Raw genomic sequence first — 16515 nt, 5'->3', positions numbered from 1 at the left:
ATCCGTATCTGATATTTATAATACGAAACCAGATCAAAAAACACCTATTAACCCGCTCTATTATATGAAAAATAAACGGATGGAAAGCGTACATTTATATATATAATAAGGTGTATGGGAAATCATAAAATATACCGTTTATGCTGCATAACATACAAGAGTGTATTTGATACACCAAACAAAAGTGTTACTTTTACACCCAAAATAAGATAAATATCTCATTTACATTAAAAATAAAACCATGAAAAAACATTTTCTACTTGCAGGATTTGCCGCGCTGATGCTGGTTGCGTGCAATAACAAGCCGGCTTCCGAGCTGACCTTGTCCGGTCTTGACCCGGTAAAATTTCAAACAGAAGTGAACAATGCCAAAACAGCTCTTTACACCTTAAAGAACAAGGCAGGCATGGAAGTATGTATCACTAACTTCGGAGGACGTATCGTGTCTGTCATGGTACCCGACAAGAACGGTAAGATGCAAGATGTAGTTTTAGGCTTTGACAGCATTGCTGACTATATTAATGTACCCAGCGACTTCGGTGCTTCTATCGGACGCTATGCAAACCGTATCAACCAAGGACGTTTCGCATTGGACGGTGACACGATCCAACTGCCGCAAAACAATTTCGGCCACTGCCTGCACGGAGGTCCGAAAGGTTGGCAATACAAAGTTTATGAAGCTAATTTGATTGATCCGACAACGCTGGAACTGACACTTGTCTCACCGGACGGAGACGAAAACTTCCCGGGTAATGTGACAGCTAAAGTGACTTACAAACTGACTGAAGACAACGCTATCGACATCAAATATAGCGCAACTACCGATAAAAAGACGATCATCAATATGACCAACCACTCTTACTTCAACCTGGCAGGTGATCCGTCAAAAGCTTCAACCGACAATATATTGTATGTGAACGCAGACTATTATACTCCGGTAGACAGTACCTTTATGACTACAGGCGAAATCGCTCCGGTGAAAGACACTCCGATGGACTTCACCACTCCGAAAGCTGTAGGTAAAGAGATCGACAACTACGATTTCGTTCAACTGAAGAACGGAAAAGGATATGACCACAACTGGGTACTCAACACAAAGGGAGATCTTTCGCAAGTTGCTGCAAAACTCACCTCACCTGAAAGCGGTATTACTCTGGAAGTATATACCAACGAACCGGGTGTACAGGTTTACACAGGAAACTTCCTCGACGGAACCGTAACCGGAAAGAAAGGCATCGTTTACAACCAACGTGCTTCTGTGTGTCTGGAGACACAACATTATCCTGACAGCCCTAACAAGGCAGACTGGCCTTCTGTTGTACTGGAACCGGGACAAACTTATAATAGTGAATGTATTTTCAAATTCTCTGTAGAGAAATAATATTAACTCATAAATCATATTTATTGTGGAAGCATTAGATTGGCTAGTAATCGGAGTCTTTTTTCTGGCTCTGATCGGTATTATTGTTTGGGTAGTCAGACAAAAACAAAATGACTCGGCAGATTATTTCTTGGGCGGACGCGACGCAACATGGCTTGCGATCGGTGCCTCTATTTTCGCATCCAACATCGGTTCGGAACACTTGATCGGACTGGCAGGAGCCGGTGCATCCAGTGGTATGGCTATGGCACACTGGGAAATTCAGGGATGGATGATCTTGATTCTGGGATGGGTGTTTGTACCCTTCTACACACGAAGCATGGTATATACAATGCCGGAATTTCTGGAACGCCGCTATAATCCTCAATCACGTACCATCCTGTCGGTCATCTCTTTGGTAAGTTATGTGTTAACCAAAGTAGCTGTGACTGTATATGCCGGTGGTCTTGTATTCCAACAAGTATTCGGTATCAAAGAGCTTTGGGGAATTGATTTCTTCTGGATTGCAGCTATCGGTCTGGTAGTGTTAACTGCACTTTATACGATCTTCGGTGGTATGAAATCAGTTCTTTACACTTCTGTTCTTCAAACCCCTATCCTACTGCTAGGATCATTAATAATTCTGGTACTCGGCTTCAAAGAATTAGGTGGATGGGACGAAATGATGAGAGTCTGTGGGGCTGTTACCGTAAATGATTACGGTGATACAATGACTAACCTGATCCGTAGCAATGATGATGCAAACTTCCCTTGGTTGGGCGCTTTGATCGGTTCGGCTATTATCGGTTTCTGGTACTGGTGTACCGACCAGTTCATCGTTCAACGTGTACTTTCAGGTAAAAATGAAATGGAAGCTCGTCGTGGTACTATTTTCGGTGCTTATCTGAAATTGTTGCCTGTATTCCTTTTCTTGATTCCTGGTATGATCGCATTTGCATTACATCAAAAATATATCGGTGCCGGTGGCGAAGGTTTCTTGCCGATGCTGGCCAACGGAACAGCAAATGCTGATGCCGCTTTCCCGACATTAGTAGCCAAATTACTTCCTGCCGGTGTGAAAGGTTTGGTAGTATGTGGTATTCTTGCCGCCTTGATGAGTTCTCTTGCATCTCTGTTTAACTCGTCAGCCATGCTGTTTACTATCGACTTCTACAAACGTTTCAGACCGGAAACTCCGGAGAAGAAACTGGTAGGTATCGGTCAGGTTGCAACGGTTGTAATCGTTATTTTAGGTATTCTCTGGATTCCTATCATGCGTAGTGTAGGCGATGTACTTTATACTTATTTGCAGGACGTTCAATCCGTACTGGCACCAGGTATCGCTGCGGCTTTCTTACTGGGTATCTGTTGGAAACGTACTTCCGCCCAGGGTGGTATGTGGGGATTGATTGCTGGTATGGTAATCGGTTTAACTCGCCTCGGTGCAAAAGTATATTATAGCAATGCAGGTGAAGTAGCAGATTCTACATTCAAATATTTGTTCTATGATATGAATTGGTTATTCTTCTGTGGATGGATGTTCTTGTTCTGCATTATTGTAGTAATCGTAGTCAGCCTGGCAACCAAAGCTCCGACTGCAGAAAAGATTCAGGGACTGGTATTCGGTACGGCTACCAAAGAACAAAAAGCTGCTACACGTGCTAGCTGGAATCACTGGGATATTATTCATACTGTAATTATCCTGGCTATTACAGGTGCTTTCTACTGGTATTTCTGGTAAAAAATAAGCCCTTCCTTCAATCTTCTCTTTGGGAAAGGTTGAAGGAAGCTAAAAATAGTCTTGCCAACGGAAAGACTGGTTTATTATAACTAAAATCACAATCTAAATGGATAAAGATAATTCACAAGAGTCAATGATAAGCTCAAACTCCCTCTCTTTTGGAAAGAACCGGGGGGAGGCTTATTATAGCTCGAATCCCACCTTTTATGTCGGCATCGACTGTATCATCTTTGGTTTCAACGAAGGGGAAATCAGCTTGCTATTGTTGAAGAGAAACTTCGAGCCGGCAATGGGTGAATGGTCACTGATGGGAGGATTTGTGCAAAACAATGAAAGTGTGGATGATGCCGCCAAACGTGTATTGCATGAGCTTACCGGACTGGAAAACGTTTACATGGAACAGGTAGGAACTTTCGGAGCAATCGACCGCGATCCGGGTGAACGGGTTATCTCCGTGGCTTACTATGCATTGATTAACATCAATGAGTATGACCGAAAACTGGTTCAGAAGCACAATGCTTACTGGGTGAATATGAACGAACTTCCCCCGCTTATCTTCGACCATCCTGAAATGGTAGAAAAAGCACGGGAACTGATGAAACAGAAAGCATCCGTAGAACCTATCGGATTCAATCTGCTTCCGAAACTCTTTACATTATCCCAATTACAAAGTTATATGAGGCCATTTACGGTGAAACAATGGATAAACGGAACTTCCGTAAAAGAGTGGCTGAAATGGATATATAGAAAAGACTGATAAAATTGATAAACTGGGTTCCAAACGGGGCGCTGCCTTGTATAAGTTCAACGGCAAGGCTTACCGCAAAGACCCGAAATTTAAAATATAATCATTATGCTGGAAGAACTAAAAGAAAAAGTATTTCATGCCAATCTTGAATTGGTAAAGCATGGATTAGTCATCTTTACCTGGGGCAATGTCTCTGCTATCGACCGTGAAAGCGGATTGGTAGTAATCAAACCCAGTGGTGTAAGTTATGATGATATGAAAGCCGAAGATATGGTAGTAGTGGATTTGGATGGCAAGGTCGTTGAAGGACGACTGAAGCCATCCTCGGATACTCCTACTCACGTAGTACTTTACAAAGCATTTCCGGAGATTGGCGGAGTGGTACACACCCACTCTACTTATGCGACTGCCTGGGCACAGGCGGGATGCGACATTCCGAACATCGGAACGACTCACGCGGATTATTTCCATGACGCCATTCCCTGCACGGCAGATATGACGGAAGCGGAAGTGAAAGGCGCTTACGAACTGGAAACCGGTAATGTGATAGTGAAACGTTTTGAAGGATTGAATCCTGTACATACACCGGGAGTATTGGTGAAGAATCACGGTCCTTTCTCTTGGGGAAAAGATGCGCACGATGCTGTACACAACGCCGTGGTAATGGAACAGGTAGCCAAAATGGCAAGTATCGCTTATGCGGTAAACCCGAATTTAACAATGAACCCATTGCTGGTAGAAAAACATTTCAGCCGCAAGCATGGTCCGAATGCTTATTATGGACAGTAACAATTAAAAAAACAAATATTAAAAATTAAAGCAATAACATTATGAATAACGTATTTGATCAATATGAAGTATGGTTCGTAACAGGAGCACAGCTTCTGTACGGAGGTGACGCAGTAATCGCAGTAGACGCACATTCTAATGAAATGGTAAACGGACTGAATGAATCCGGTAAACTCCCTGTCAAGGTGGTATACAAAGGTACTGCCAACTCTTCTAAAGAAGTGGAAACTGTATTCAAAGCAGCCAATAACGATGAAAAATGTATCGGTGTAATCACTTGGATGCATACTTTCTCTCCTGCTAAGATGTGGATTCATGGTCTGCAACAGTTGAAGAAACCATTGTTACACCTGCACACACAGTTCAACAAGGAAATTCCTTGGGATACAATGGACATGGACTTCATGAACCTGAACCAGTCTGCTCACGGTGACCGCGAATTCGGACATATCTGTACCCGTATGCGCATCCGTCGTAAAGTAGTGGTAGGTTACTGGAAAGAGGAAGACACTTTGCACAAGATCGCTGTCTGGATGCGTGTTTGTGCCGGTTGGGCAGACTCACAAGATATGCTGATTATCCGTTTCGGCGACCAGATGAACAATGTAGCTGTAACCGACGGTGATAAAGTGGAAGCTGAACAACGTATGGGTTACCATGTAGATTATTGCCCGGTAAGCGAATTGATGGAATACCACAAAGAAATCAAGAATGAAGATGTAGATACGTTGGTAGCTACCTACTTCAAAGAATACGACCACGATGCTTCTTTGGAAGACAAATCGACTGAAGCTTATCAAAAAGTATGGAATGCCGCTAAAGCAGAACTTGCCATGCGTGCTATCCTGAAAGCTAAAGGTGCTAAAGGATTTACGACCAACTTCGACGATTTGGGCGACATCGAATACAATGGTTTCGATCAGATCCCGGGGCTTGCTTCACAACGTCTGATGGCGGAAGGTTACGGATTCGGCGCTGAAGGAGACTGGAAATCGGCTGCTCTTTACCGTACGGTATGGGTAATGAATCAGGGACTTCCCAAAGGTTGTTCATTCTTGGAAGACTATACACTGAACTTCGACGGTGCCAACAGCTCTATCCTGCAGTCACACATGTTGGAAATCTGCCCGCTTATCGCAGCCAACAAACCTCGCCTGGAAGTACACTTCCTCGGTATAGGTATCCGCAAAAGCCAGACAGCAAGATTGGTATTTACTTCAAAGACAGGCGCAGGATGCACTGCTACAGTAGTAGATATGGGTAACCGCTTCCGTCTGATTGTGAACGATGTGGAATGTATCGAACCGAAACCGCTGCCTAAGTTGCCGGTTGCTTCTGCTCTCTGGATTCCGATGCCTAACCTCGAAGTAGGTGCAGGTGCATGGATCCTGGCTGGTGGAACTCACCACTCTTGCTTCTCTTACGACCTGACAGCAGAATATTGGGAAGATTATGCTGAAATCGCAGGTATCGAAATGGTACATATCAACAAGGATACTACGATCAGCTGCTTCAAGAAAGAACTGCGCATGAACGAAGTGTATTACATGTTGAATAAAGCGCTTTGCTAAAAAGCCGATCTCTCAAGTTTCGCAAGAGCTTAATCCAATTATTAAGTACCTGCGAAACTTGATTTTTTCTATCATTATCGTTATACCTTAAAATATTGATTTCAACATGAAATTAGATGCAAAATCAACCATCGAAGCAGGCAAAGCCATTCTTGGTATAGAACTGGGGTCAACACGAATTAAAGCAGTTTTGATTGACCAAGAAAACAAGCCTATTGCTCAAGGTAGCCACACTTGGGAAAACCAGTTAGTTGACGGACTTTGGACTTATAATATTGAAGCTATCTGGTCGGGACTGCAAGATTGCTATGCTGACCTTCGCGCTAACGTAAAGAACTTATATGGCATAGAGATTGAGACGCTGGCTGCTATCGGTGTCAGCGCCATGATGCATGGTTATATGCCGTTCAATAAAAAAGAAGAAATCCTCGTGCCTTTCCGCACTTGGAGAAATACGAATACAGGTCGGGCAGCAGCAGCCTTATCAGAACTGTTTGTCTACAACATTCCGCTGCGATGGAGCATTTCTCATTTGTACCAGGCTATCCTGGACAATGAAGCACATGTGAATGACATTGATTTCCTGACTACTCTGGCAGGTTATGTGCATTGGCAGATAACTGGCGAAAAGGTATTGGGTATCGGTGACGCATCGGGTATGCTCCCTATCGATCCGACAACCCACAACTATTCGGCTGAAATGGTGGCTAAGTTCGATAAATTGATTGCTCCGAAAGAATATAGCTGGAAACTGGAAGATATTCTGCCTAAAGTATTGTCGGCAGGTGAAAATGCTGGTGTCCTTACTCCGGAAGGAAGTAAAAAGCTCGATGTATCGGGTCATTTGAAGGCAGGAATACCGGTTTGTCCGCCGGAAGGAGACGCAGGTACCGGAATGGTGGCAACCAATGCAGTCAAACAACGCACCGGAAATGTATCGGCAGGTACTTCTTCATTCTCTATGATCGTATTGGAGAAAGATTTGTCGAAGCCATACGAAATGATTGACATGGTGACCACTCCTGACGGAAGTCTGGTAGCATGGTGCATTGCAACAACTGTACTTCTGATCTCAACGCATGGGTCAACCTGTTCAAGGAATATCAGGAGCTTCTGGGCATACCTGTAAATATGGATGAAATCTATAGCAAACTTTACAATATTGCGCTCACCGGTGATACCGATTGCGGAGGTTTGCTTTCATACAATTATATTTCAGGCGAACCTGTAACTGGATTTGCTGACGGAAGACCGTTGTTTGTACGTTCGGCAAATGACAAATTCAACCTGGCAAACTTTATGCGGACTCACCTGTATGCTTCAGTAGGAGTACTCAAGATTGGCAACGATATCCTGTTCAACGAAGAAAAAATCAAAGTGGACAGAATTACTGGTCACGGAGGATTATTCAGAACCAAAGGAGTAGGTCAAAGAATACTTGCTGCAGCTATCAACTCGCCTATTTCTGTGATGGAAACAGCCGGCGAAGGTGGTGCCTGGGGTATTGCCCTGTTAGGTTCTTACCTCGTGAACAATGAAAAGAAACAATCTCTTGCCGATTTTCTGGATGAAAGTGTATTTGTCGGTGACGCGGGTATCGAGGTATCACCTACGCCCGAAGATGTAGCCGGCTTCAATACATACATCGAAAACTATAAGGCAGGATTGCCTATCGAAGAGGCAGCAGTCAAATTTAAATAATTGACAGTCGGCAATCCATTGTTGTTCATCAAAGATTGTCGATAAATCGCTGTTTATCAAGAGTCAATTCTAACTAAGTACAAACATTAATTATCTCCACCCCTCTCCTCTTTTGGAGAGGGAGATGGGGAGACTATTATCATGAAAACCACCTCGTTCATACTTGCACTTGTCCTGTCCACCTTACTGGGCAAAGCTCAAAACGCCCCACAAGTGTCTTACTTCCCTTTACAGAATGTGAAACTATTGGATAGTCCGTTTCTGCAAGCTCAACAGACTGATTTACATTACATACTTGCATTAGATCCCGACCGTCTGCTCGCTCCTTTTCTCCGCGAAGCAGGGTTACAGCCTAAAGCCCCCAGCTACACCAATTGGGAAAATACCGGATTGGACGGACATATCGGCGGACATTATTTATCCGCACTTTCCATGATGTATGCCGCCACCGGAGATACCGCAGTCTATAATCGCCTCAACTACATGCTGAATGAGTTGAACCGGGCACAGCAAACTGTCGGCACAGGATTCATCGGAGGAACTCCGGGAAGCCTTCAACTTTGGAAAGATATAAAAGCAGGAAAGATCCGTGCCGGAGGTTTCGACCTTAACGGCAAATGGGTGCCTCTATACAACATACATAAGACTTACGCCGGATTGCGGGATGCATACCTCTATGCAGGAAGCGACCTTGCACGCCAAATGCTTATCGCTTTTACAGATTGGATGATCGATATCACTTCCGGCTTGAGCGACGAACAAATGCAGGATATGCTTCGTAGCGAACATGGCGGATTAAACGAAACGTTCGCTGACGTGGCCGAAATCACAGGCGACAAGAAGTATCTGGAACTGGCACGCCGTTTCTCTCACAAGCTTATCTTAGACCCGCTTATCAAAGAGGAAGACAAATTGACGGGAATGCACGCCAACACACAGATTCCAAAAGTGATCGGCTACAAGCGAATAGCCGAAGTGTCACAAGACGACAAGACTTGGAATCATGCTGCAGAATGGGATCATGCCGCCCGCTTTTTCTGGAACACGGTAGTCAATCACCGTTCTGTCTGCATCGGAGGAAATAGCGTCCGCGAACATTTCCATCCGTCGGATAACTTCACGTCCATGCTGAACGACGTTCAAGGACCGGAGACCTGTAATACTTACAACATGCTCCGTCTTACTAAAATGCTTTATCAGAATTCTCACAATCCGAATCAAACAAACGAACCTGATCCCAACTACGTAAACTATTACGAACGTGCGCTTTACAATCATATTCTAGCGTCACAAGAGCCGGATAAAGGTGGATTTGTCTACTTCACTCCTATGCGTCCGGGACACTATCGTGTGTACTCACAACCGGAAACATCCATGTGGTGCTGTGTAGGTTCAGGCTTGGAGAACCATACCAAATACGGCGAATTTATCTATGCGTATCGGAAAGACACTCTTTATGTCAATCTCTTCATTCCTTCACAACTGACCTGGAAAGAGCAAGGCATTATTTTGACACAGGAAACCCGTTTCCCCGATGACGACAAGGTAACTTTGCGAATAGATGAAGCGCCTAAGAAAAAACGTACTTTAATGATACGTATTCCGGAATGGGCGAACCAATCCAAAGGATATAGCGTCAACATCAATGGAAAAAGAAAAATATTCGTTATGGCAAAAGGTAACCAATATCTTCCTCTCTCCCGCAAATGGAAAAAAGGGGATGTCATTACTTTCCACTTGCCTATGAAAGTCAGCGTGGAACAGATTCCCGACAAGAAAGATTATTATGCTTTCTTATATGGTCCAATCGTTCTTGCAGCTTCCACAGGCACTGAACATCTTGATGGTTTATATGCCGATGACAGCCGTGGCGGACATATCGCTCATGGCAAACAAATTCCTTTGCAAGAAGTTCCGATGCTGATAGGAAATCCAGATTCAATCTGCAAGTCTCTTCAGAAAGAACAGAATAGCCGGATTACTTTCAGCTATAACGGAGAGGTTTATCCTGCACAAGACAAGGCATTGGAACTCGTTCCGTTCTTCCGCCTGCACAATTCCCGTTATGCCGTTTATTTCCGGCAGGCAAGCGAAGAGCAGTTTAAAGCGATCCAGGAAGAGATGGCAACGGCTGAACGAAAAGCAACGGAATTGGCTAATCAAACCATTGACCTTATCTTCCCCGGTGAACAGCAACCGGAGTCTGACCATGGCATCCAGTATGAGCAGGCAGAAACAGGAACGAATAAAGACCGGCATTTCCGTCGCGCCAAAGGTTGGTTCGGCTATCAGCTGAAAGTGAAAGAGGAAGCAAGCCGCATACTGATTACAATACGGAAAGATGACCGCAATAAAGTGGCTATTCTTTTGAATAACGAAAAGTTGGCTGTTCATCCGACTATCAGTGAAGCAGATAAAGACGGTTTCATTACTCTTTCTTATGTTCTGCCTCAAAAACTGAATACGGGTAGTTGTCCGATACGTTTTATCCCTGACGGGACGGAATGGACCTCTGCCGTTTATGAAGTTCGTTTACTAAAATAATCATTAAACAAATACCATTTATGAAAGCAAAACTATTAGTCAGCACGGCTTTTCTGGCAGCATCTGTATCTCTTTCTGCACAAAAGAGTGCTACCATAACCGTACATGCCGACCAAGGCAAAGAAATCATACCGAAGGAAATTTACGGCCAGTTTGCCGAACACCTGGGTTCATGTATCTACGGCGGTCTTTGGGTAGGCGAAAACTCGGATATTCCTAATATCAAGGGATATCGCACAGACGTATTCAATGCACTGAAAGACTTGTCCGTTCCCGTTCTTCGCTGGCCGGGCGGATGCTTTGCCGATGAATACCACTGGATGGACGGCATTGGTCCGAAAGAGAACCGTCCGAAGATGGTGAACAACAACTGGGGCGGAACCATTGAAGACAACAGTTTCGGAACGCACGAGTTTTTGAATCTTTGCGAAATGCTGGGTTGCGAACCATACGTGAGTGGAAATGTAGGTAGCGGCACAGTGGAAGAGCTTGCCAAATGGGTAGAATATATGACTTCTGATGGAGACTCGCCTATGGCCAACCTTCGCCGTAAGAATGGTCGCGACAAAGCATGGAAATTGAAATATCTCGGCGTAGGAAATGAAAGCTGGGGATGCGGTGGCAGTATGCGTCCGGAATATTACGCAGACTTATATCGTCGTTATTCTACTTATTGCCGCAATTATGACGGCAACCGTCTGTTCAAGATTGCCAGTGGCGCAAGTGACTATGATTACAAATGGACAGATGTATTGATGAATCGCGTAGGACACCGGATGGACGGTCTTTCTCTGCACTATTATACCGTAACCGGATGGAGTGGCAGCAAAGGATCAGCCACTCAATTCAACAAGGATGATTATTACTGGACGATGGGCAAATGTCTGGAAGTGGAAGATGTACTCAAGAAACATTGTACCATCATGGACAAATATGACAAGGACAAGAAAATCGCTCTTTTACTGGACGAATGGGGAACCTGGTGGGATGAGGAACCCGGAACCATCAAAGGACATCTGTATCAGCAGAACACGTTGCGTGATGCTTTCGTGGCTTCTTTAAGTCTTGATGTATTCCACAAATATACAGACCGCCTGAAGATGGCAAATATCGCACAAATTGTCAACGTACTTCAATCGATGATTCTGACGAAAGACAAAGAAATGGTGTTAACGCCTACTTATTATGTCTTCAAGATGTATAAAGTACACCAGGATGCCACTTATCTTCCTATCGACCTGACTTGCGAAAAGATAAGTGTACGTGATAACCGCACTGTACCGATGGTGAGCGCCACAGCTTCCAAAAACAAAGATGGGGTGATCCATATTTCTCTTTCCAATGTAGATGCTGATGAAGCGCAGGAAATCACCATCAATCTGAGTGATACGAAAGCCAAGAAAGCTATTGGAGAGATTCTGACCGCTTCCAAACTGACCGATTACAATTCTTTTGAAAAACCTAATATTGTAAAACCGGCACCTTTCAAAGAGGTAAAAATCAATAAAGGTACAATGAAGGTAAAACTTCCTGCTAAGTCCATTGTTACTTTAGAGTTACAGTAATTTTAGAGCAATTACTTATTGTATCACAAACAAGAAGACCGTAAAATTGTCGATAAAAAAGATAGCTCTTTTGGATTGTTAAATCCACATAAAGAGTTATCTTTGCGAACAATCTGACAGAAATCAATTAAATTTTAATGATATGAACGATAACAAACTTATGAATCGTGCAGCGGATAACATCCGTATTCTTGCTGCTTCAATGGTTGAGAAAGCCAATTCCGGTCACCCGGGTGGCGCCATGGGTGGTGCTGATTTTGTAAATGTACTCTTCTCTGAGTTTCTAGTATACGATCCTGAAAATCCCCGTTGGGAAGGACGTGACCGCTTCTTCCTCGACCCGGGCCACATGTCTCCGATGCTTTATTCTACGTTGGCATTGACAGGAAAATTCACGCTGGACGAGCTGAAAGAATTCCGTCAATGGGGAAGCCCTACTCCGGGACATCCTGAAGTGGACATCATGCGTGGCATCGAAAATACTTCCGGTCCGCTGGGACAGGGACACACTTTTGCAGTAGGTGCTGCTATCGCTGCCAAATTCTTGAAAGCCCGTTTCGACGAGGTGATGAATCAGACCATTTACGCTTACATCTCTGACGGTGGTATTCAGGAAGAAATCTCTCAAGGTTCCGGACGTATTGCCGGTGCACTGGGATTGGACAACCTGATTATGTTCTATGACTCCAACGATATTCAGCTTTCTACAGAAACGAAAGACGTAACCGTTGAAGACACTGCCATGAAATATGAAGCATGGGGATGGAACGTACTTAATATCAACGGTAATGATCCTGACGAAATCCGTGTGGCAATCAAAGAAGCACAAGCTGAAAAAGAACGTCCGACACTGATTATCGGTAAAACCGTAATGGGTAAAGGTGCACGCAAGGCAGACGGCAGCAGCTATGAAGCTAACTGCGCTACACACGGTGCTCCTCTCGGTGGCGACGCTTATGTAAATACAATCAAGAATCTGGGTGGTGATCCTACTAACCCGTTTGTTATATTCCCGGAAGTAGCCGAACTGTATGCAAAACGTGCAGAAGAACTGAAGAAGATCGTTGCTGAAAAGTATGCAAAGAAAGCTGCATGGGCGAAAGCAAACCCGGAACTGGCAGCAAAACTGGAACTCTTCTTCTCGGGCAAAGCTCCGAAAGTGGACTGGGCTGCTATCGAACAGAAAGCAGGTAGCGCTACTCGTGCTGCATCTGCAACCGTATTGGGCGCACTTGCTACACAGGTAGAAAACATGATCGTTGCTTCGGCCGACCTTTCTAACTCTGACAAGACTGACGGTTTCCTGAAAAAGACTCATTCTTTCAAGAAAGGTGATTTCAGCGGAGCATTCTTCCAAGCAGGTGTATCTGAATTGTCAATGGCTTGTATCTGTATCGGTATGTCTCTCCACGGTGGTGTGATCGCTGCTTGCGGTACATTCTTCGTATTCTCCGATTACATGAAACCTGCCGTACGTATGGCTGCTTTGATGGAACAACCGGTGAAATTCATCTGGACACACGACGCATTCCGCGTAGGTGAAGACGGTCCTACTCACGAACCGGTAGAACAGGAAGCACAAATCCGCCTGATGGAAAAACTGAAAAATCATAAGGGACACAACTCTATGTTGGTACTTCGTCCGGCTGATGCAGAAGAGACAACCATCGCTTGGAAACTTGCTATGGAAAATATGTCTACTCCGACAGGATTGATCTTCTCTCGCCAGAATATTGTCAATTTACCGGCAGGAACAGATTACGAACAAGCAGCCAAGGGTGCTTATATCGTAGCAGGTTCCGACGAAAATCCGGATGTTATCCTGGTAGCTTCAGGTTCTGAAGTGTCTACATTGGTAGCCGGCACAGAGTTGCTTCGCAAAGATGGCGTGAAGGTACGCATTGTATCTGCTCCGTCTGAAGGTCTGTTCCGCAACCAACCGAAAGAATATCAGGAAGCTATCCTTCCGGCAGATGCGAAGATTTTCGGTATGACTGCCGGCCTGCCTGTCACTCTTCAAGGTCTGGTAGGTTGCCACGGTAAAGTTTGGGGATTGGAATCTTTCGGTTTCTCTGCTCCTTATAAAGTATTGGATGAGAAACTTGGATTTACTGCCGAGAACGTATATAACCAAGTAAAAGCAATGCTCTAATGAAAACAATCGGATTAGCATGCGACCATGCCGGTTTTGAACTGAAAGAATATGTTCGCGGCTGGCTGGAAGCAAAAGGCTGGGCTTACAAGGATTTCGGAACTAACTCTACCGCAAGCGTAGACTATCCGGATTATGCTCATCCGCTGGCTCTTGCAGTGGAATCGGGAGAATGTTATCCCGGTATCGCTATCTGCGGCAGTGGAAACGGAATCAATATGACGCTGAACAAGCACCAAGGGGTTCGTGCTGCTCTCTGCTGGAATGCAGAAATCGCACACCTAGCTCGTCAGCACAATGACGCTAATGTACTGGTTATGCCGGGACGCTTCATCAGCACTGAAGAAGCGGACATGATTTTGACAGAGTTCTTCTCTACCAAATTTGACGGTGGCCGTCATCAGAATCGTATTGATAAGATTCCGGTAAAATAAAGCTCGAAGATAAATCAAATAGGTGTAAAGCTGCCCTTCAGAAAGAAGAGCAGCTTTATTTTTATACCGGTATCAGATTTTATCATATACGAGATTACAAAAGAAGGGCAACTTCGTCTTTATTACAAGACGATATTAAAAAACTGAAATTATGGGTAAACTGAATATGAAAGAATGGATCAGCCAAACGATCCAGCGTAAGGAAACGATTGCAATTCCGATCATGACACATCCGGGTATCGAATTTATCGGGAAAACGGTGCATGATGCGGTAACAAACGGACAGGTTCATTATGAGGCTATCAAAGCTCTTTGTGACAAGTATCCGGCTGCGGCAGCAACCGTTATCATGGATCTGACGGTAGAAGCGGAAGCTTTCGGGGCAGAGATTATCTTTCCGGAAAATGAGGTGCCCAGTGTGTCCGGCCGTTTACTGGCGGATGAAGCTGCTATTGAAAAGCTGGAAGTTCCGGCATTGAATAAAGGAAGAATCCCTGAATACCTTAAAGCAAATATGCTGACAGCCAGAAATGTTACAGACCGTCCGGTTTTTGCCGGTTGCATCGGTCCTTATTCGCTGGCCGGACGTTTGTATGATATGTCGGAGATCATGATGCTGATTTATATTAATCCCGATGCAGCCAATACGTTATTAAGAAAATGCAGTGACTTCATCACCCGCTATTGCATGGCATTGAAAGCAACTGGTGTGAACGGTGTAGTCATGGCTGAACCTGCTGCAGGACTGTTATCCAACGAAGATTGCCTGCAATATTCTTCTTTATTCGTGAAAGAAATAATAGAGAAGGTACAGGATAATCACTTTGCCGTAGTACTTCATAATTGCGGAAACACAGGGAATTGCACGCAAGCGATGGTTTATACCGGTGCAGCTGCTTATCACTTCGGGAATAAAATTAAGATGGAGGAAGCGTTGAAAGAGGTTCCGGCCGATGCACTGGCAATGGGAAATCTGGACCCGGTGAGCCTTTTCAAGATGGCAGGTCCGGAGACTATGAAGGAAGCGACTTTGCAACTATTGGAGGCTACCCGTGCATATCCGAACTTCGTATTGTCAAGTGGTTGTGATATTCCGCCACATACGCCTTCTGTTAATATAGACGCACTTTATACCGCATTGGAAGAGTTCAATAATGGTTGAACAGGAACTTACTTACCAGAAACTGCAAATCCCATCGTCCGATATTTACGAGGCGATGGGATATAAAGATTCTATGCCGGATGGAATGGTCATAGAAGAAATAAATACGTTACTTGACCGTATCACTCCCCTTCTTCGTCCCCGTTTTTTCTTTTTCCTCACTGACGGACTGCTTAACATTGAAAAAGCAACACTGACTGTAAAAGATACGGTTCTCACAATCGGTAAAACCATTGCCCGCCAACTACGGGGTTCGGAAGCCTTTGCCTTTTTTACCGCCACTGCGGGAGTTGAATTTGAGAAGTTTCAACATCTGCTTCAGCAAGAGGACGACATGGTGAAAGTATATATAGCAGACTCATTGGGGAGCATCATTGCAGAAAAGACTGCTGATTGCATGGAAGAGGAGTTGGCTACATTTATCGAAAAGAGAGGTTGGAAGCACACTAACAGATACAGCCCCGGTTATTGCGGATGGCACGTATCGGAACAACAAAAACTATTCTCCTTATTTCCGGTCGCTTCGCCCTGTGGTATTCAGTTGACAGATTCCAGCCTGATGATTCCCATCAAATCTGTAAGTGGTATTATTGGAGTGGGTTCTCATGTCCGTAAGCTGGAATATACTTGCGGGCTGTGTACGTACGAAAATTGCTTTCGTAGAAAATAGTTTCACCACAGAGGACGCAGAGACACGGAGTCTTTTTATTATTAGATAATAATCTCTGCGTCCTCTGCGTCTCTGTGG

The 16515-nt window shown here is 44.5% G+C and carries 10 protein-coding genes and 2 pseudogenes; all 12 read left to right on the top strand.

The features are described 5' to 3' along the window. Positions 1-241 precede the first annotated feature (241 nt). A complete protein-coding gene (locus tag DXA05_RS15370) occupies positions 242-1381 on the top strand; it encodes an aldose epimerase family protein (protein WP_004309169.1) in 1140 nt (379 codons plus the stop codon). A gap of 25 nt (positions 1382-1406) precedes the next feature. Further along, positions 1407-3101 carry a sodium:solute symporter gene (locus tag DXA05_RS15365; RefSeq protein ID WP_004314122.1) on the top strand — a complete coding sequence of 565 codons (1695 nt, stop codon included), beginning with the start codon at positions 1407-1409 and terminating at the stop codon, positions 3099-3101. A 133-nt stretch (positions 3102-3234) separates the two neighbouring features. Continuing rightward, positions 3235-3949: pseudogene (locus DXA05_RS15360) on the top strand (NUDIX domain-containing protein). A 5-nt stretch (positions 3950-3954) separates the two neighbouring features. Next, entirely contained in the window at positions 3955-4638 is a 684-nt protein-coding gene (locus DXA05_RS15355; protein WP_004309172.1) for an L-ribulose-5-phosphate 4-epimerase, read from the top strand. A 41-nt stretch (positions 4639-4679) separates the two neighbouring features. Continuing rightward, on the top strand, positions 4680-6209 hold the full coding sequence (araA, locus tag DXA05_RS15350; protein ID WP_120070904.1) for an L-arabinose isomerase: 1530 nt from the start codon (positions 4680-4682) through the stop codon (positions 6207-6209). 106 nt (positions 6210-6315) lie between these two features. Next, positions 6316-7910 (top strand): annotated as a pseudogene (locus DXA05_RS15345) (FGGY-family carbohydrate kinase). A gap of 141 nt (positions 7911-8051) precedes the next feature. Continuing rightward, the gene (locus DXA05_RS15340) at positions 8052-10454 is read left to right on the top strand and encodes a glycoside hydrolase family 127 protein (protein ID WP_128859354.1); all 2403 of its coding nucleotides are present in this window, start codon (positions 8052-8054) and stop codon (positions 10452-10454) included. A 20-nt stretch (positions 10455-10474) separates the two neighbouring features. Continuing rightward, entirely contained in the window at positions 10475-12019 is a 1545-nt protein-coding gene (locus DXA05_RS15335; RefSeq protein WP_128859353.1) for an alpha-L-arabinofuranosidase C-terminal domain-containing protein, read from the top strand. A gap of 142 nt (positions 12020-12161) precedes the next feature. Then, positions 12162-14171, top strand: a complete 2010-nt coding sequence (locus DXA05_RS15330) for a transketolase (protein WP_128859352.1) — start codon at positions 12162-12164, stop codon at positions 14169-14171. Then, on the top strand, positions 14171-14605 hold the full coding sequence (rpiB, locus tag DXA05_RS15325; protein ID WP_004297448.1) for a ribose 5-phosphate isomerase B: 435 nt from the start codon (positions 14171-14173) through the stop codon (positions 14603-14605). Before DXA05_RS15330 ends, rpiB begins: the two co-directional genes overlap by 1 nt. Before the next feature lie 151 nt (positions 14606-14756). Next, a complete protein-coding gene (locus tag DXA05_RS15320; protein WP_128859351.1) occupies positions 14757-15767 on the top strand; it encodes a uroporphyrinogen decarboxylase family protein in 1011 nt (336 codons plus the stop codon). Continuing rightward, positions 15760-16437 carry a vitamin B12 dependent-methionine synthase activation domain-containing protein gene (locus DXA05_RS15315; RefSeq protein WP_128859350.1) on the top strand — a complete coding sequence of 226 codons (678 nt, stop codon included), beginning with the start codon at positions 15760-15762 and terminating at the stop codon, positions 16435-16437. The genes DXA05_RS15320 and DXA05_RS15315 overlap by 8 nt, the downstream gene beginning before the upstream one ends. Positions 16438-16515 lie beyond the last annotated feature (78 nt).

The organism is Bacteroides sp. AM54-2NS (assembly GCF_003602935.1).
Classification (GTDB): Bacteria; Bacteroidota; Bacteroidia; order Bacteroidales; family Bacteroidaceae; genus Bacteroides; species Bacteroides xylanisolvens.
This window is presented reverse-complemented; position numbering and strand designations above follow the sequence as displayed.